The 17,307-nt window shown below is 71.3% G+C and carries 12 protein-coding genes and 1 pseudogene; 6 read left to right on the top strand and 7 right to left on the bottom strand.

The annotated features are described in order from the left end of the window. Positions 1 to 20: 20 nt before the first annotated feature. The 4 genes from OUY22_RS21650 (at position 21) to OUY22_RS21635 (ending at position 3,563) form a co-directional block, all read left to right on the top strand. Positions 21 to 590 (top strand): DJ-1/PfpI family protein, encoded by a 570-nt coding sequence (locus OUY22_RS21650; RefSeq protein ID WP_270156900.1) that lies wholly within the window; start codon positions 21 to 23, stop codon positions 588 to 590. Between the two features lie 19 nt (positions 591 to 609). Further along, positions 610 to 1,431, top strand: coding sequence for an alpha/beta fold hydrolase (locus OUY22_RS21645; RefSeq protein WP_270156899.1), 822 nt, complete (start codon positions 610 to 612; stop codon positions 1,429 to 1,431). A gap of 190 nt (positions 1,432 to 1,621) precedes the next feature. Beyond that, positions 1,622 to 2,377, top strand: a complete 756-nt coding sequence (locus OUY22_RS21640; RefSeq protein WP_270156898.1) for a DinB family protein — start codon at positions 1,622 to 1,624, stop codon at positions 2,375 to 2,377. Positions 2,378 to 2,726: 349 nt separating this feature from the next. After that, positions 2,727 to 3,563, top strand: a complete 837-nt coding sequence (locus tag OUY22_RS21635) for a metallophosphoesterase family protein (protein ID WP_270156897.1) — start codon at positions 2,727 to 2,729, stop codon at positions 3,561 to 3,563. Positions 3,564 to 3,639: 76 nt separating this feature from the next. Here the strand turns inward: OUY22_RS21635 and OUY22_RS21630 are convergent, their stop codons facing one another. From OUY22_RS21630 to OUY22_RS21600, 7 genes are all read right to left on the bottom strand, one after another. Further along, positions 3,640 to 6,486, bottom strand: a complete 2,847-nt coding sequence (locus OUY22_RS21630) for a glycosyl hydrolase family 95 catalytic domain-containing protein (RefSeq protein ID WP_270156896.1) — start codon at positions 6,484 to 6,486, stop codon at positions 3,640 to 3,642. 33 nt (positions 6,487 to 6,519) lie between these two features. Continuing rightward, positions 6,520 to 9,996, bottom strand: a complete 3,477-nt coding sequence (locus tag OUY22_RS21625; RefSeq protein ID WP_270156895.1) for a ThuA domain-containing protein — start codon at positions 9,994 to 9,996, stop codon at positions 6,520 to 6,522. 231 nt (positions 9,997 to 10,227) lie between these two features. Next, on the bottom strand, positions 10,228 to 11,061 hold the full coding sequence (locus tag OUY22_RS21620) for a sugar phosphate isomerase/epimerase family protein (RefSeq protein WP_270156894.1): 834 nt from the start codon (positions 11,059 to 11,061) through the stop codon (positions 10,228 to 10,230). Positions 11,062 to 11,129: 68 nt separating this feature from the next. Next, positions 11,130 to 12,323, bottom strand: a complete 1,194-nt coding sequence (locus OUY22_RS21615; RefSeq protein WP_270156893.1) for a substrate-binding domain-containing protein — start codon at positions 12,321 to 12,323, stop codon at positions 11,130 to 11,132. Next, on the bottom strand, positions 12,310 to 13,260 hold the full coding sequence (locus OUY22_RS21610) for an ABC transporter permease (protein WP_270156892.1): 951 nt from the start codon (positions 13,258 to 13,260) through the stop codon (positions 12,310 to 12,312). The genes OUY22_RS21615 and OUY22_RS21610 overlap by 14 nt, the downstream gene beginning before the upstream one ends. Beyond that, entirely contained in the window at positions 13,257 to 14,255 is a 999-nt protein-coding gene (locus tag OUY22_RS21605) for an ABC transporter permease (protein ID WP_270156891.1), read from the bottom strand. The genes OUY22_RS21610 and OUY22_RS21605 overlap by 4 nt, the downstream gene beginning before the upstream one ends. Next, a complete protein-coding gene (locus OUY22_RS21600; protein ID WP_270156890.1) occupies positions 14,255 to 15,694 on the bottom strand; it encodes a sugar ABC transporter ATP-binding protein in 1,440 nt (479 codons plus the stop codon). The genes OUY22_RS21605 and OUY22_RS21600 overlap by 1 nt, the downstream gene beginning before the upstream one ends. Positions 15,695 to 15,992: 298 nt before the next feature. On the opposite strand from OUY22_RS21600, the gene OUY22_RS21595 reads away from it, so the two are divergent. Both OUY22_RS21595 and OUY22_RS21590 read left to right on the top strand, forming a co-directional pair. Then, a complete protein-coding gene (locus tag OUY22_RS21595) occupies positions 15,993 to 17,123 on the top strand; it encodes an inositol-3-phosphate synthase (RefSeq protein ID WP_270156889.1) in 1,131 nt (376 codons plus the stop codon). Continuing rightward, a pseudogene (locus OUY22_RS21590) lies at positions 17,120 to 17,307 on the top strand (SCO3242 family prenyltransferase); the annotation flags it as partial. The gene OUY22_RS21595 and the pseudogene OUY22_RS21590, both read left to right, overlap by 4 nt.

The following is a 17,307-nucleotide window of genomic DNA, read 5'->3' as shown; positions in this document are numbered from 1 at the left end:
CCGGATGCGAGGAGAAGCAGGTGCCCAGAGCACTGCTCCTGACCGGCGACGCCGCCGAAGAGCTCGACACCATGTATCCCTACTACCGTGTGCAGGAGGGCGGCTGGGACGTCGATGTCTCGTCACGGACGATGCGTGACGTTCAGCTGGTCATCCACGAGTTCGACCCCGGCTCCGACGCCTACGTGGAGAAGAACGGCCGGAAGCTGCCGGTCGACGTGCCCTGGGCCGAGGTCGACGTCGAGCGCTACGACGCCCTCATCATCCCTGGGGGACGTGCCCCCGAGTGGATCCGGGCCGACGCCGACGTCAGGCGCATCACCGAGCACTTCTTCGCGCGCGACCTCCCGATCGCGCTGGTGTGCCACGGCGCGCAGGTGCCGGCCGTGTACGGGCTGCTCAAGGGTCGGAAGACGGCGTGCTTCCCGCCCATCACCGGTGACATGGAGAACGCGGGCGCGACGGTCATCGACGCCCCCGACGTCGTGGACGGCAACCTCGTCTCCTGCCGGGGGTGGCCCGACATGCCGCAGTTCGGCAGGGCGATGATGGAGCTCTTCTCGAAGTCCGTCAGCTCCGCATCGGCATGAGCGCACCGGGCCCGTCCCGGTGACGGCACTTCGGACCGTCACCGTCGACGGCTCCCCCGTCCACGTCCTGGAGTGCGGCGCCGGGCCCGCGGTGCTGATGCTGCACGGCTCCGGACCCGGTACGACCGGATCCGGAGCCTGGGCGTCAACGGCACAGGCGCTGGGCGCGTCCTGGCGTCTGGTGGCTCCTGACCAGGCAGGGTTCGGCCGTACGCCGATTCCGGCGGGCTCCAGGGGCGGGCTCAAGCTGTGGACGGAGCGGGCCGCGGCTCTGATGGACGCTCTCGGCGTCGAGCGCTACGCCGTGGTCGGCCACTCCATGGGCGGCGCCGTGGCGCTGGCGTTGGCGGCCGCGCGTCCCCAGCAGGTCACCCGTGTCGTGGCCGTCTCGACGATGGGCGCCCCAGGGGCGCCGCTGTCCGCCGAACTCGACGCGGTCTGGGCCGCCCCCGCCGGCCCGCTCGGGGCACGAGACATGTTGAGCCGCCTCGTCTTCGACCAAGCGCTTGTAACCGAGTCGGCCGTCGCCGTCCGCGCAGCCGCGATGCGAGCGGGGGCGACCGCCTTCGCGTCGTTGTTCCCTCCGCCCAGGGCACGCTGGGCCGACGACCTCACCCTCTCGGCGCGCACGCTGGCGGGGATCCGCGCGCCCGTGCTGCTCGTCCACGGCGCCGAGGACCGGGTCACCCCGCTCGGGACGGCAGCCCTACCCCTGCTCGACCACCTGGCCGATGTCCGTCTGCACGTGCTCGGCCGATGCGGACACGTGCCGGCGCTCGAACACCCGCAGGACTTCAGGCGACTCCTGTCGTGCTTCCTCGGCCGGGAACGAGGCCCTTGATCGCTGAACCGGCCGCCACAACCGCGCGAGCCGCTGCCGGGCCGAGTACGACGGAGAGATCGGTATCGCCGCCTCCGCCCGCACCATCGATCTTTCCTGAGCAGACCTTCCTGGGGCTTCGTCCGCGGTGACGCCGACGCGACCTGCTCGCCACGTGGCACCCGAGGGAGGGATGCGGGATACTGCCTCGATGGCTGCTGAGTACGCCCAGAGCGACCGGTTCCGCGGTGCCCGCATCCACCTGTGCGATCTTTCCGGTCTGGAGGTCCGCGATTGCGAGGTCAGCGGCCTGAAGATCGTCGACTGCTATGGGAGCGACGTCTACCTCGGTGGCGACTTCGAGCGGCTCGTCGTCAACGACGTCGACGTGACCGCCTACGTCGAGTCCGAGCTCGACCGCCGGCACCCCGCACGGGTGCTGGCGCGTGACGCCGTGTCCCCCGGCGACTATCGGGCTGCTTGGGATGCCCTCGAGACGCTGTGGGCGGCGACGCTCGACCGCGCCAGGCTGCTGCCCGAGGCCAGGCTGCACGAGCAGGTCGACGGCGAGTGGTCGTTGGTCGAGACCCAGCGGCACCTGCTGTTCGCCGGCGACGCCTGGCTCGGCAATGCGGTGCTGGAGGAGGAAACGCCGTACCACCCGTGGGGCCTGCCTGCCGGCGGGATGCCGCCCGAGGCGGCGGCGAAGCTCGGTCTCACCCTCGACGCCACCCCGACGCTCGACGAAGTGCTCGCGCCGCGGCTCGCCCGCATGGCCACGATGCGGCGGGTCGTCGACGGGCTCACCGAGGCCGAACTCGATCGGGTCTGCGGTCGCAAGCCGGCCGATCCGTATCCCGACCAGGAGTACGTCGTGCGCCGCTGCCTCAAGGTGGTGCTGAAGGAAGAGGCCGAGCATCACCGCTATGCGGTGCGCGATCTCGCCGTGCTCGAGGCCGGTGCCTGACCTGGCGCCGACCGGCCGGAGACGCCCTCCGGCCGCATGGTGTGCCGCTCGTCTCCACTCCTTGATCAGTCAGCCGAGCGGGATGAGGAGGTCGGACAGTTCGCCGGGCCTGACATCTGGCCGCACGGGGCTCCGCTGACCACCGGGTGAGGCGCCGCCCCATCCGGGCGGCTCGCCCGAGGTGGGAGACCGGCCGAGAACGTGCCGCGGGCTATGGGACCTGATGGACGCGTACGACGCGACGTCGCCCCGTGCCCCGCAGGCGCGGCCGGCCGGTTCCGCTCGCCGGTGTCCGCGCTGCGGGGCACGGGGTTGCCGAAGCCGGGAGGAGTTGCGACACTCAGTGATCATGGCGGGAAAGCTGCTGGCCATCAGTGATCTGCACGTTCGCTACGAGGACAACAGGCGCTTCGTCGAAGGGCTGCGGCCGGAGTCGGACGACGACTGGCTGCTCGTTCCCGGCGACGTCGGGGAGATCTTCGCCGACGTCGAGTGGGCGCTGCGGCTGCTCGCCGGCAGGTTCTCCACGGTGGTGTGGGCGCCGGGCAACCATGAGCTGTGGACCCATCCGCGTGACCCCCTGGCGCTGCGCGGGGAGGAACGTTACCGCGCCCTGGTGGAGGCCTGCCGAGGGCTGGGCGTCCTGACTCCGGAGGACCCCTACCCGACCTGGCGGGCAGGCGGGGCCGAGGTGACCGTCGTGCCCCTGTTCGTGCTGTACGACTACACCTTCAGGGCGGGGCACCTGACCCAGGAGGCCGCGCTGGAGGCGAGCTACGAGGCGGGCGTGGTCTGCACCGACGAGTTCCTGCTGCACCCCGACCCCCACCCCAGCCGGGAGGCGTGGTGCCGGAGCCGGCTGGAGATCACCGAGGCACGGCTCGCGGAGCTGCCCGCGGGCAGGCCGATCGTCCTGGTGAACCACTTCCCGCTGATCCGGCGGCCCACCGAGGTCCTGCGCCACCCGGAGTTCGCCCTGTGGTGCGGCACGGAGGCCACCGCCGCCTGGCTGCGGCGCTACCGCGTGGTCGCGGCCGTCTACGGGCACCTGCACATCCCGCGCCTGCTCACGCAGGACGGCGTGCCGCACTACGAGGTCTCGCTCGGCTATCCGCGTGAGTGGCAGCCGCGCGGGTCGGCGCCCGGTCTGACCACGATCCTCCCTCAGCCAGCCCTGGTGGCCTGACAGGAGGCCGGTCCGGGGCGGGTCCGGGGGCCGGTCCGGAGGGAATCGCCACCGCGCAGCCGCCGCGCCTGGGTGGTCACACGTTCGTGATCGTCCACTGGTTGTTGGTGCTGGTGTTCGGGGTCCACAGGCCGACGGTGGAGCCGGCGGTGGTGTTGCCCATGCCGTCCAGGGCGGTGCCGGTGCCCCGGTTGATGATCTGGTGGCGGCCGTTGCCGGTGCTGTTGAGCCGCCATTGCTGGTTGACGCCGCCGTTCCAGGCCGCCTGCCGGGCGTTGGCGCCGTTGGCGGTGTTGCCCCAGCTGTCGATGACCATGCCGTTGGTGCGGTTGACGATGCGGTGCCAGCCGCCGCCCAGGTCGACGAGCTGCCAGTGCAGGTTGGTGCTGCCGTCCCAGTTCCACTGTTTGAGGTTGGACCCGGAGGCGACGTTCCCGCCGCTGTCCAGTGCCAGGCCGGTGGTCGCGTTGGCGATCCGCGAGTAGCCGGTCGGCGCGGGCCCGGTTCCGGTCATGCGGTACGTGCGACCGGCTTGACCGGTCAGTCTGATGACGTCGTTCTCGGGCTTGGTGACGGTGACGGCGTCGCCGGTCGTGGTGTCGACCACCTGGTGGGCTCCGGCGAAGATCCGGGCGCGTACGTTGACCGTCCCGTCGCGGTCGAACCGCAGGAGGATCTCGGTGGTCCCGGCGGCGCTCCAGGTCGCGTCCACGGTGTGGCCGCCCCGGCCTCGTAGGCCGCGTACCGTGCCGTTCGGCCAGGCCGGCGGGAGGGCCGGCAGGACGTGCAGTTCGCCGTTGTGGCTCTGCAGCAGCATCTCGGCGATGCCGGACGTGGCGCCGAAGTTGCCGTCGATCTGGAACGGCGGGTGCAGGTCGAACATGTTCGGCGCGAGCCGGGCCGTCGTCACCAGGAGGCGGAGCAGGGTGTGCGCCCGGCCGCCCTCCTCCATCCGCGCCCAGTAATTGATCTTCCAGGCCAGGGACCAGCCGGTCCCGTCGTCCCCGCGGAGTTCGAGGGTGCGCCGCGCGGCGGTGTACAGCGCGGGGGTGCCGCGCTTGCTGATCTGGTTGCCGGGGTGCAGGCCGTAGAGGTGGGAGATGTGCCGGTGGGCGGGCTCGGTCTCGACCCAGTCGTACAGCCATTCCTGGATGTTGCCGCGCGAGCCGATCTTCATCGGCGGGAGCCGGTCCCGGGCGGCCAGGACCCGCGTCCGGAAGTCGGCGTCGACGCCGAGCGTCTGGGCGGCCTGGGCGCAGCCGTTGAACAGGTCGCGCAGGATCTGGTTGTCCATGGTGGGGCCGGCACAGACGCTGACACCCGAGTGGTGGGCCAGTTCGGGAGAGTTCGACGGATTGGTGACCAGGTATCCGAGCTGGGGTTCCGGCACGAGGGTCTCCAGGAAGAACTGCGCGGCGCCTTTCATCACGGGGTAGTACCGCTGGAGGAACGCCAGGTCGCCGGTGAAGGCGTAGTGGTCCCAGACGAGGGTGGCCAGCCAGGCCCCGCCGGTCTGCCACATCCCCCAGAACGCGCCGTCCACGACCGACGTGCCCCGCCACGCGTCGGTGTTGTGGTGGGTCACCCAGCCGCCGGCGCCGTACTGGGCGCGTGCCGTCCGGGCGCCGCTGACCGCGAGGTCGTCGAGCATGGCGAACACCGGCTCGTAGCACTCGGACAGGTTGGTCGTGTCGGCCGGCCAGTAGTTCATCGGCAGGTTCGCGTTGATGGTGTACTTCGAGTCCCAGGCCGGGGTGAGCGAGTCGTTCCAGATGCCCTGGAGGTTGGCCGGCTGCGTGCCCGGCCGGGAGGAGGAGATCAGCAGGTATCGGCCGTACTGGAACAGCAGCGCGGAGAACTGCGGGTCGTCGGTGTTCGCGTGCTGCGCGATCCGCACGTCGGTCGGCTGGTCGGCCGCCGCGGTCCGGCCGAGGTCGAGTGTCGTACGCGCGAACAGCCGCTGGTAGTCGGCGACGTGCCGGCCGCGCAGGTCGGCGTGGGCCCTGGCGGTGGCCGCGTCGAGGTGGCGCCGCGCGATGCCCTGGTAGTCGCCGCCGGTGTCGCGGAAGCCGCGGTAACTGGAGCCGATGGAGATCAGCACCGTCACGCTGTCGGCCGACCTGACCTGCACGGTGCCGCCGGAGCCGCTGACGCTGCCGCCCTCGGCGACGGCCCGGGCCAGCGCCAGGAACCGGACCGAGCCGGACACCCCTTCCATGTCGCCCGATACGCCGTCGAGCGCGACCGTGGTGCCGTCCGGGCTGGAGCGCGTCGCCCGTTGCGGGCTGCCGAACGTCGCGGAGAACGTGATCGAGCCCGGCCTGTCGGCGGTCAGGCGCAGGACGATCACCTGGTCGGGGGCGCTCGCGAACGTCTCGCGCCGGTAGCGGACGCCGTTCTGCAGATAGGAGACGGCCGTGGTGGCGGTGGTGAGATCCAGGTGCCGGCTGTACTCCGAGACCCCGGAGGCGCTGCCGAAGCCGAGCCGCAGCTCACCGGCGGTCTGGTACGCCAGTTGTCCCACCGGGTTTCCCCGCATGTTCTGGTCGATCAGCGTCTGGGCCTGGCTCCACTGGTTCTGGAAGACCAGTTGCCGGATCTGGCCCAGTGCCGCCGCGCCTCGGGGATTGCTCTGGTCGTACGGACCGCCGGCCCAGATGGTGTCCTCGTTGAGCTGCAACCGCTCGGTGTCGGTGTTGCCGAACACCATGGCGCCCAGGCGTCCGTTGCCGATGGGGAGCGCGCGCAGCCAGTCGGCGCCGGCGCTCTCGTCGTACCACAGGGCCAGGTCGTTCGCGGCGATCACCTCCGGCGGGGGCGCCGAGGCGGCCCGGGCGGCGGCGGTCCACACCAGGGGCAGCATGGCGGCCCCGGCTCCGGCCGCGCCGAACCTGAGGACTTGCCTTCGTGACAGGTCAGACATGTCGCATCCCGTTTCCTCCGGAGTGGTGGTCGGTCAGACGCGGGTCCACTTCTGGTTGGCGCCGCCGGTGCAGGTCCAGATGCGTGCCCTGGTGCCGTTGGCGGTGGCGCTGACGTCCAGGCACTTGTTCGCGCCCACGGCGGTGACGCTGCCGTCGGCGTTGAGCCGCCACTTCTGGTTGTTCTGGCCGTTGCAGTCCCAGATGATCACGGCGGTGCCGTCGGCGGTCCCGGCCCCGTTCACGTCCAGGCACTTGGTGCCGTACACCCGCAGCTCACCGGCGCTGGTGACGGTCCACTGCTGGTTGGGCTGACCGTTGCAGTCCCAGATGAGCACCTGCGCGCCGTTCGCCTGGGACGCGCCGTTGACGTCCAGACAGCGGTTCGACGCCACGCCGCGCAGCGCGCTCGTGCCGCCCGGGGACGGGCCGTCACCCTGTCCGACGCCTGCGCCGTTGAACGTGACGGAGTCCAGGTCGAACGCGTTCGCGGACGGCGCCTTGAACACGACGTGGACGTTGCGGGTGCCACCGGGGTCGCTGACCGCCACCGGGGGCAGCGACACGTAGCTGTTCCATCCCCCGGTCGCCGGCACGGGACTGGAAGCGATCAGGGCCCCGGTCGGCGAGTCGGCGCGCAGTTCGATGACCGCCCCGGTGCTGGTCGGCGCCGAGACGCGGAAGGTCACCGTGTCGATCCCTGACAGGTTGACCGGCCTGAAGGAGATCCAGTCGTTGGCGGAGATGTCGCCGATGCGCCTGCCGCCTTCGGCTCCGGGCTCGTCGACGACGCGGATGCCGGACGAGCCGGTGAAGTGCTCGGCCTGCTTGTGCTTCGGTTGCAGGGTGACGCCGGTGGAGCCCTTCAGGCCGCCGCTGTCGGTGTAGTCGGCGGACAGGACGTAGTAGACGTTGGCGGTGTCGTCATGGCCGGAGGCGCTGGTCGTGACCGTGCCGGAGCAGCCGGTGTACTGGCCGGTGTCGTGGGCGTGCTGGTCATGGCCGAGCGCCGTGATCACGGTGACCCTGCCGCAGTCGGCGGCGCCGTCCTCGGCGTCGGTGGCGGTCACCCGGTAGTCCACCCGGTCGCCGAAGTCGATGAACCCGCCGTCGGGCGGGGCCGAGAAGGCCACCTCGGGCCGCGTGTTGCCGACGACGACGGGCACCGTGACGCTGCCCGTCTTGCCGCCGGAGTCCCGTACGGTGAGCCTGGCCGTGAAAGTGCCGTTGGTCCGGTAGATGTGCGAGGGGTTGGCGCTGGTGGAGGTTCCGCCGTCGCCGAAGTCCCACGCGTAGGTGATCGCGTCGCCGTCGGGGTCGGCCGAACCGGCCGAGGAGAACGCCACGGTCAGCGGCGCCACGCCCGAGTCGGGGCTGGCGCTCGCCCTGGCCAGGGGCGCGCGGTTGCCGGCCACGTAGTCGACGCGGTAGATGCTGTCGTCGGTGTTGGCGTGGCCGAAGCCGTTGCCCCAGTCGGCCATGTAGAGGGCGCCGTCCGGCCCGAACTTCATGTCGATCGGCGCGCGGGGAGCGAGCTGCGCCACGAACGGGTTGATCTTCAGCAGGTTGCCCGAGGAGTCCAGGCGGAACTCCTTGACGAAGTTGCGGCTCCACTCGTAGAAGAACGGCGTGCCGTCGAAGTACGCGGGGAACTTGCGATCCGAGGCGCCGGCCGCGTCGTAGCGGTAGAACGGGCCGCCCATCGGGGCGGCGCCGCCGCAGCAGTCGATCTCGGGGAACGCGGTCGAGGCGTGGTAGTCGTACCACACGGTCGCGGCCCTGGCCGCCGGCAGGTTGGTCAGCCCGGTGTTGTTGGGCGAGTCGTTGACCGGGGCCGCGCAGTTGAACTTCGCGCCGGAGGTGTTGGTGGCGAAGTTGTAGTCGTTGTACGGGAGGTTGTTGCCGACGCAGTACGGCCAGCCGTAGAAGCCGGGCTGCTTGATCAGGTTCCACTCGACGGTGCCCTCGGGGCCGCGGTTGGGGTTCGCGGCGCCCGCGTCGGGGCCGTAGTCGCCCACCGAGATCCAGCCCGTCACCTTGTCGACCGAGAAGCGGAACGGGTTGCGGAAGCCCATCGCGTAGATCTCCGGCCGGGTCTTGGCGGTGCCGGGCGCGAACAGGTTGCCGGACGGGATCGTGTAGGTGCCGTCGGTCTCGGGGTGGATGCGCAGGATCTTGCCGCGCAGGTCGTTGGTGTTGGCCGAGGACCGCTGGGCGTCGTAGTGCTCCCGGCCGGGCCGCTCGTCGATCGGGGCGTACCCGCTGGACGCGTGGGGGTTGGTGTCGTCGCCGGGGCCGATGTACAGGTTCCCGCCGGGGCCGAACGCGAGGTAGCCGCCCGTGTGGCCGGGCTCGTCGACGTTGCGGTACGCGGGAACCTCGATCAGCTTCTTCTCGCTCGACAGGTCGAGGCTGGTCCCGTTGAAGGTGAACCTCGACACCCGGTTCACCTCAGCGCCGCCGGCCGGCGAGTAGTTGAGGTAGATCCAGCCGTTGGTGGCGAAGCCCGGGTCCAGCGCCAGGCCGACGCCGCCGTCCTCGCCGCCGTCGTACACCGGCAGGGTGCCGATGACGCGCGTGCCGCCGCCGTTGGCGGGGATCAGGTTCACCTTGCCGGAGCGCGAGATGTAGAAGACCCTGCCGTCGGCGGCCACGTCCAGTTCCATCGGCTGGTCCGGCGCGCCGTCGAGGGTCACCTTCTGGAACCGGGCCGCGACCGTGCCGCCACAGTCGCCGGCCGCCGCGCCCGCCGCCCACCGCACGCCGCCCAGCAGGTGCTGCTGGAACAGGGGCTCGGAGTAGGAGGACGCCTGGTGGCCCATCGCGGTGGCCCACACCCGGCCGCCCTCCGGGTTGTGGCACCAGGAGATCGGGTGGTCGGCGCCCATCCTGCTCGGGCCCGCGTCGTACGTGGTCTCGTCCGCGGTCACCAGGACGTGGACCGAGCCCCGCAGGTTCTTGTCGAAGTTGTACCACTCCTCCGTCCGCACCCACCGGTCCGGCAGCCCCGCCGTGGAGGGGTGGGTCTTGTCGGCCACCTTGGCGGTGCCCTGGAGGATCGACGAGTGCGCGGTCATGTGGGCGCCTGCCAGGACGACCTGGTCCCACCAGGGGAACTGCGCCTCGACGTTCATGTCGGTGGCGTTGTGGACGGCGACGACGCCCTTGCCGCTGCGCACGTAGGCCTGGAAGGCCTGGCGCTGGGCGTCGTTGTCCCACACCATGCCGCTGGTCTGGAACATGATCACCGCGTCGTAGGAGTTCAGCGTCGCGGTGGTGAAGACGGCGGAGTTCTCGCTGTGGTCGAGCTGGAAGTCGTTGGCGGCGGCCAGTTGCTGGAACATGGTGACACCCGCGGAGATGGAGTCGTGCCGGTAGGCGCCGCTCGCCGTCTCGGTGAACAGCAGCACCCTGAACTGCGCCGCGGACGCGTGGCCCACCAGTGGCGACAAGGACAGCAACAGCCCGGACAAGGCTGCGACCAAGGCGGGGAGCAGGCGTGATCTTCGCATGAAGGATCTCCTGGGGGGTGCCGGCACGGGTCGGGAGTCGGGGGTGGCGAGGGAGGGCGTGAGGCGTGCCCGCCTCGCCACAGACCTCATTAAGCATGCTTATCAAGCGCTTGAAAACCAGCACCGCTCACTCATCCGGCGAGCGTGGATTGATATCCGCAGGTCAAGACGACGGAGACTGCTCTGGTGGCCGTCATCTGGCAGGATAAGTATGAAACTTTCAGGTGGGTGTCACAGGGTCCGCAGGTAGGCGAGGCCGTCCACGGCCAGCCCGTCCTGGGTCTCGGCGAGGGGTCGCCAGATGGAGGCGGCGGTGGCGATGGTCCGGTTGTGCGCGGTGAACGACTCGATGACGAGCGGCCCTTCATAGCCGATGTCGCGCAGGGCCCGGGTGAAGCCCGGCCAGTCGAAGCGGTCGGCTCCCGGCGTGCCGCGATCGGTGCCGCACACCTGCACGTGCGCGACGCGATCCCCCGCCAGCCGCACCGCCTCGGCGGGGTCCTTCTCCTCGATGTTCATGTGGTAGACGTCGAGTGCCAGGTGGCAGTCCTCCGGCAGCGCGTCGAGCGCCTGCTCGACGGTGTTGACGAGGCTGGTCTCGTACCGGTTGAGCGGTTCGACGGCGAGCTTCACCCCGCGCTCGGCCGCGTGGTCCAGGACAGGCCGCAGATGCTCGCGCAGCTCCGCGTAGACCTCCCGGCGTTCGTCTGGTGACAGCCGCCACGTACGGCCGACGGAGGCGTACGCCGGCCCCCCGATCACCGGGGAGCCGACGGTCACCGCCACGTCGACGCAGTGCCGCAGGTAGTCCTGGGTCTCGCGGACGGTGTCCGGGGAGGCGGCCACGAGCTCGCGGCCCGGCGGCATGACCAGCACCACGGACGCGGCCAGCCCGTGCTCGGCCAGGAGCGCCGCGGCCCGGTCCGGGTTCCAGTCGCCGGGCCGCTCGACGGGCAGCTCGATGACGTCGAAGCCCCACCGGGCGATGCGGGGCGCGAGCCGCGCCAGTTCGTCGTCGGTCAGCGGGGAGACCCAGACCCAGGTGTTCACTCCGATCGAGAACATGGCGTCCCTCTCCGTCGTCGGCTCACGGAAGTCGGCTCGCGGGAAGTCGGCTCGCGGGCAGGGGCCGGTCAGCCCTTCTTCCCGCCCCAGTCCTCGGGGAACCCGGGCAGGTCCTCACACCCGCACAGCGCGTAGTGCAGCGGCGGCATGTCGGGCTTGAGGTAGGTCTGCAGGTTCTCGCTGGTGACCTTGGGCTGCGGCAGGTTCCACTCCCCCGGCACCTCCTCGCCCCGCAGGATCCTCAGCGCGGCGATGATCGGGGTGCGCCACTGGTAGGTCGGGTACGTGGGCGCGACGGCCGTGAGCCCGGCGTCCTTCCACTTCTGCAGGAAGTCCTGCTGGTCCTCGCCGTTGATCGGCGGCACCGGCAATCCGGCGTCCTCGAACGCCTCGATCGCGGCCACCGCCGTGGCGCCCGCGTCCATCCAGACGCCGTCGATCGTGCCGTGCCGCTGGATGTAGTCGCTGACGATGCTCTTGGTCTTGGCGGCGTCGCCGTCGGTGAACTCCACCCCCACCACCTGGAGGCGGCTGTCGTCGAAGACCGCCTTCGCCGCCGACCAGCGGGTCTCCAGCACGTCGACGCCGGGCAGGATGCGCAGCGCCAGCACCTTCCCGCCCGCCGGCACCTTCTCGGTCAGGAACTCGGCGGCGTCGGCGCCGAAGGCGTAGCCGCCGATGGGTTTGATGAACGTCACCGGGCAGTCCGTCTCCACGCCCCGGTCGAACACGATGACGGGCACCTTCGCGCAGGCGGCCGTCACGGCGGGGGTGAGCGTCGCCGTGGTGTTCGGCGAGACGATCAGCGCGTCGCACTCCTTGGCCTGCAGCTCGGCGATGTCGGAGATCTGCTTGTCGTCCTTGCCTTCGGCGTCCAGCGCGGTGAACTTCCCGATCTCCTCGTGCAGGCCCACCTCGGCCTGCATCGTCTTCCATCCGACCTGCCGCCAGGGGTTGTCGACCGCCGCGTTGGAGAAGCACAGGTGGTACGGCCCGTCCTTCTTGTACCGTGACGTGTCGATCATCTCCGGGTCGATGGCCTGCTCCCAGGGTTTGTCCGCGGGACCCTGCGGCGTCTTGGAGCGCATGGCCAGCTGGGCGTCGAAGTCCGCCTGGACGAAGAACTCGGACTGCGCGCCCGTGCCGGAGTCCTGACTGCTCGTGGCGGGCGCCGCTGACTGGGTGGTGGCCGGCTTGTCGGTGGTGCAGCCGGCGATGACGAGCGCGGCCAGTACGGCGATCGCGGCCTTAGGACGCGGCATGTGCGTCTCCTGTTCGGGGGGTGGACTTCCGGGGAAGCCGGACGGCTGCCGCCGATACCGCGGCGATGATGATGACGCCCTGCACGGTGAACTCCAGCGCCCCCGAGATCCCGTACAGGTTGAGCAGGGTGAACAGCGCCTCCAGCGTGACGGCCCCGGCCATGGCGGCCGGCACGGAGCCGCGGCCCCCGCCGAGCGCCACGCCGCCGAGGACGACGGCGGTGATGGCCGAGAACTCCAGGCCCTGACCGACCTGGGCCGAGACGCCGGCGAAACCGCCGAGCAGGATCGCCGCCACGGCGGCCGCCAGGCCGGAGAGCATGAAGGCGAAGATCTTGACCCGGTGCACCCGGACCCCGGACAGCGCCGCGGCGCGCTCGTTGTCGCCGACGGCCATCAGCGTCCTGCCGAAGTCGGCGCGCATGAGCAGGATCGCCGTCGCGCCCAGGACCAGGAGGATCAGCACCGACCACGGCACCGGCCCGAGGCCGCCGCGGCCGAAGACGCGGAAGCCATCCGACAGCGCGCCGCGCGGCGCGCCGCCGGTCCACAGGAACACCGCCCCGGACAGGATGAGCAGCATGCCGAGCGTCACGATGAACGACGGCACCCGCAGCCTGGTGGTGACGACGCCGTTGACCAGCCCCACGAGCAGCCCGGTGACGACCAGCAGGGCGAGGACCGGCCAGGTGGCGGACTCGTCGCCGTCGATGAGACGCGCGGCGATCACCACCTCGGCCGTCACCAGCGAGCCGACCGACAGGTCGAACTCGCCGGAGACGATGACGAAGTACTGTCCCGCGGCGAGGATCACCAGCGGCGCGGCCCGTTTGAGGAACGCCAGGAATCCGGCGGGCTCCAGGAAGTGGGGGTTGACGAGGGCGATCGCGATGAGCAGCGCCGCGAGGACCGCGAGGATGGGAAGCGCCCGCCTCATGCGCGCCGTCCCCGGGTGCGCCGGGCGTAGACGGCGACCGCGACGACGATGACCACGCCGCGCACCACGTCCTTGACGAAGGAGTTGACCTCGAGCTGGTTGAAGATGGAGTCCAGGACGGCCAGCAGCAGGACTCCGCCCACGGTCCCGGCCACGCCGCCCTTGCCGCCGGCCAGCGCGGTCCCGCCGAGCACGACCGCGGCGATGGACTCCAGGTCGTAGCCGCCGTCGGTGCCCACCGTGGGGGCCCCGGCGCCGAGCCTGGCGGCCAGCAGCAGGCCCGCGACGCCGGCGCAGACCGAGCACAGCACGTGGGCGAGCACGACGACCCGTCCGGTGCGGATCCCCGACAGGCGGGCGACCTCCTCGTCGCCGCCGACCGCGTAGATGCGGTAGCCGAGCCGGGTCCTGCTCAGCAGGAGCCAGGCCAGCACGGCCACGCCCGCCCAGAGCAGCGCGGAGACCGGGACCGGCCCGATCCGGGAGTAGCCGAGGACCTGGAACGACTCGGGCACCCGGCCCGCGGGCCCGTCGTAGAGGTGGTCGAGGGCGCCTCTGATGATCAGGGCGACCCCGAGCGTGGCGATGAAGGCGTGGACCTGGAGCCTGGTGATGACCAGCCCGTTGACCAGCCCCACCAGGGCGCTGACGGCCAGCACCGCGGCGACCGCCGGCCCGATGTTCCCGTCCTGGCCCGCCATGATCTCCGCCGCGACCAGCGAGGCCAGACTGATCAGGTACGCCACCGACAGGTCGAGCGACCCGGCCAGGATCACCAGCGTCTGCCCGACGGCCACGATGCCGAGGGCCGCGGAGCGCTGCTGGATCCCGACGACGCTCTCCAGGGTGAGGAACTGGCCGCCGTCGAGCGCGACGAGGACCCAGCCGGCCGCGACCAGGCCGAGCAGCGCGAGGAACAGCACCTGCGTGGGTTCGCGCAGGTGCGCCGCCAGGCCGCCGCGCGCCGGGCCGCGGGCGCGCGTGAGGAGATCCATCAGGCCGCCTCTCCCGCGGCCAGGCGCATGACGGCCTCCTCGGAGGCGCCGGCGGGCAGCGTGCCCGCGACGCGGCCGTCGCGTAGGACGACGACGCGGTCGCTCATGCCGATGAGCTCGGGCAGCTCGGAAGAGATCATCATGATGGCCATGCCGTCGTCCGCCAACTCGCGCATCAGGTCGTGGACGGCGGCCTTGGCCCCGACGTCGATCCCCCGGGTCGGCTCGTCGAACAGCAGCACCCGCGGCGCCATCGTCAGCCACTTGACGAGCACGACCTTCTGCTGGTTGCCGCCGGACAGGTAGCGGACCTCCTGGTCCCGGCGCACGGGCGCGAGGCGTACCCGTTCGAGCAGGTCGCGGACGCCGGCGCGGTTCCCCGCGCCCACCGCGCGGGCGACGAGCAGGACGTTGTCGCGCACGGACTGGCGCAGCGCGAGCCCTTCGGCCTTGCGGTCCTCGGTCACGAGCCCGATGCCCAGGGCCACGCCTTCCCGGACCGAGCGGGGGCGCGCCGGGGTCATCTCTCCCGTGGTGAAGGGCTCCGCGCCGAAGATCGCTCTGGCGAGCTCCGACCTGCCGGACCCCTGCAGGCCCGCGATGCCGACGATCTCCCCGGCCCGCAGGTCGAGGTCGATGTCGCGGAGTTTGCGGTTGCCGGCCGCGCGCAGCCGCAGGCGCACCTCGCCGGCTCGGGCCGAGCGGGGCGGGAAGTAGGCGCCGAGATCCCGGCCCACCATCAGGCGGATCAGCTCTGCGGGGGTCACCTCGCCGATCGGGAGCGTGGTGACGCGCGAGCCGTCCTTGAGCACGGTGACCCGGTCGGCGAGGTCGAACACCTCGCGTAATCGGTGGGAGATGTACAGGACGGCCACGCCGCGTTCCCTGAGCCGCCCGATCAGCCGGTAGAGCGACTCGACCTCGTGCTCGGCGAGCGCCGCCGTGGGCTCGTCCATGACGACGAGCCGGGCGTCCACCGACAGCGCCTTGACGATCTCGACGATCTGCTGCTGGGCCACCGGCAGGCGCTTGACGACGTCGCGCGGGCCGAAGGCGTCCTCGCCCAGCTCGCCGAGGAGCCGCGCGGTCGCCTCCTCCATGGCGGCCCGGTCGACCAGGCCGCGCCTGACGGGCTCGCGCCCGAGGAACACGTTCTCGGCGACGGTGCGCTCGGGCAGGAGGTTGAACTCCTGGTAGATGATCGCGATGCCGGAGCGCCGCGCCTCGAGTGGATGGCCGAAGCGGACGGGCCGGCCGTCGAGCTCGATCGTGCCCTCGTCCGGCGGGTGGACCCCGCAGACGATCTTCATGAGGGTGGACTTGCCGGCGCCGTTCTCGCCGACGACGGCGTGGACCTCACCGGCCGTCACGGCCAGGTCCACCCCTGACAGCACCCGTACGCCCAGGAAGCTCTTGCCGATGCCCCGCATGCTCAGCATCCGGTCAGCCTCCCCGTCCCCTGCTCAGAGGCCGCCGGAAAGTTTCAGGCTCATCCCTCATGGAGCGGGATGCTAAGCGGGCTTATATCGGCGGTCAAGCAAAAGCCGGACACGAAACGGCGTAAGCTCCCCGTTGATCACACGCTGGGCCGGCAGTGACTGCCGAGAATCGGGTGAAGATAGGGCAGCGATGAGCCTACTTATACTTGACCATCGACATTACTAGCTCTTACCATCGCAAAGACTCACTTATCGGATACCTGCGTGTGCGGGGTGGTCCGGACACGATGGAGCTTTCATGGACAAGCTCGGTGTGTGGCTCATCGGGGCACGAGGGTCCGTGGCGACGACCGCCATCGTGGGCGCCGCGGCCATCAGGGCGGGAGCGGCGTCACCCCGCGGCTGCGTGAGCGAGTCCCCCGGCTTTCCCGGGCGGCTGGTCCCGCTGACCGACCTGGTCTTCGGCGGCCACGACATCGCCGAGACGTCCTTGCGCAAGCGCGCCGAGCAGCTGGGCAGAGCGGAGGTCATCTCACCGGACCTGCCGGAGCTGCTCGCCTCCGACCTGGAGGCCGCCGACGCCGAGATCCGGCCGGGCCACGTCCCCGGCGGCGGACCGCCCGCGACCCGGCTGATCGACGACATCACCGGCTTCCGCGCCCGGCACGGACTGGCCCGGGTGGTCGTCGTCAACGTGTCGTCGACCGAGCCTCCGGTGGAACCCCGCCCGGAGTTCGGGAGGCTGGCCGATCTGGAGGCGCGGCTCGCGGCGGGGGACGACGTCCTGCCGCCGAGCTCGCTGTACGCCTACGCGGCGTTCCAGGCGGGATGCGGCTATGTGGAGTTCACCCCCTCCACCGGGCCCACCCTGCCCGCCCTGGCCCAGCTCGCCGACCGGCGGGGCGTGCCGTACGCGGGACGCGACGGCAAGACCGGGCAGACCCTGGTCAGGAGCGCGCTGGCGCCCATGTTCGCCGACCGGGCGCTGCGGGTCCGCTCCTGGTCCGGGCTCAACCTGCTCGGCGGCGGCGACGGGGCGACGCTCGCCGATCCGGCCGCCAGGTCCAGCAAGCGGCTCTCGAAGGACCAGGTCGTCGCCAAGGTCCTCGGAGAGCCCGTGGAGGGCGAGACGCACATCGACTACGTCCCGGACCTCGGGGAGTGGAAGACCTCCTGGGACCACGTGAGCTTCGAGGGCTTTCTCGGCGTCCGGATGACGTTGCAGTTCACCTGGCAGGGCTGCGACTCGGCGCTGGCCGCACCGCTCGTCCTGGATCTGGCCCGGCTGGTCGGCCGCGCGCACGAGAAGGGGCGGCGCGGCGTCCTGCCCGAGCTCGGGTACTTCTTCAAGAGCCCGTTGGGGACGGGCGAGCACGCCCTGGCCGCCCAGTACGCCCGGCTGTGCGCCTTCGCCGAGGAGCTGGCATGAGAGCGCTGCTGGAGCTGGTCCGCGCCCCGGCCGCCCTGTCGGTGCCCGGGGACACCATGGCGGGGGCCGCCGCCGCGGGACGGCGTCCGGCGGCGGGCCTGGCCCTGGCCTCGGTGCTCCTGTACTGGGCGGGGATGGCGCTCAACGACTGGGCGGACCGCGAGGCGGACGCCGTCGAGCGTCC

The organism is Nonomuraea corallina (assembly GCF_027620315.1).
Taxonomy (GTDB): Bacteria; Actinomycetota; Actinomycetes; order Streptosporangiales; family Streptosporangiaceae; genus Nonomuraea; species Nonomuraea corallina.
Note: the sequence above shows the minus strand (reverse complement) of the source record. Positions and strands in the feature narration are given on the sequence as shown.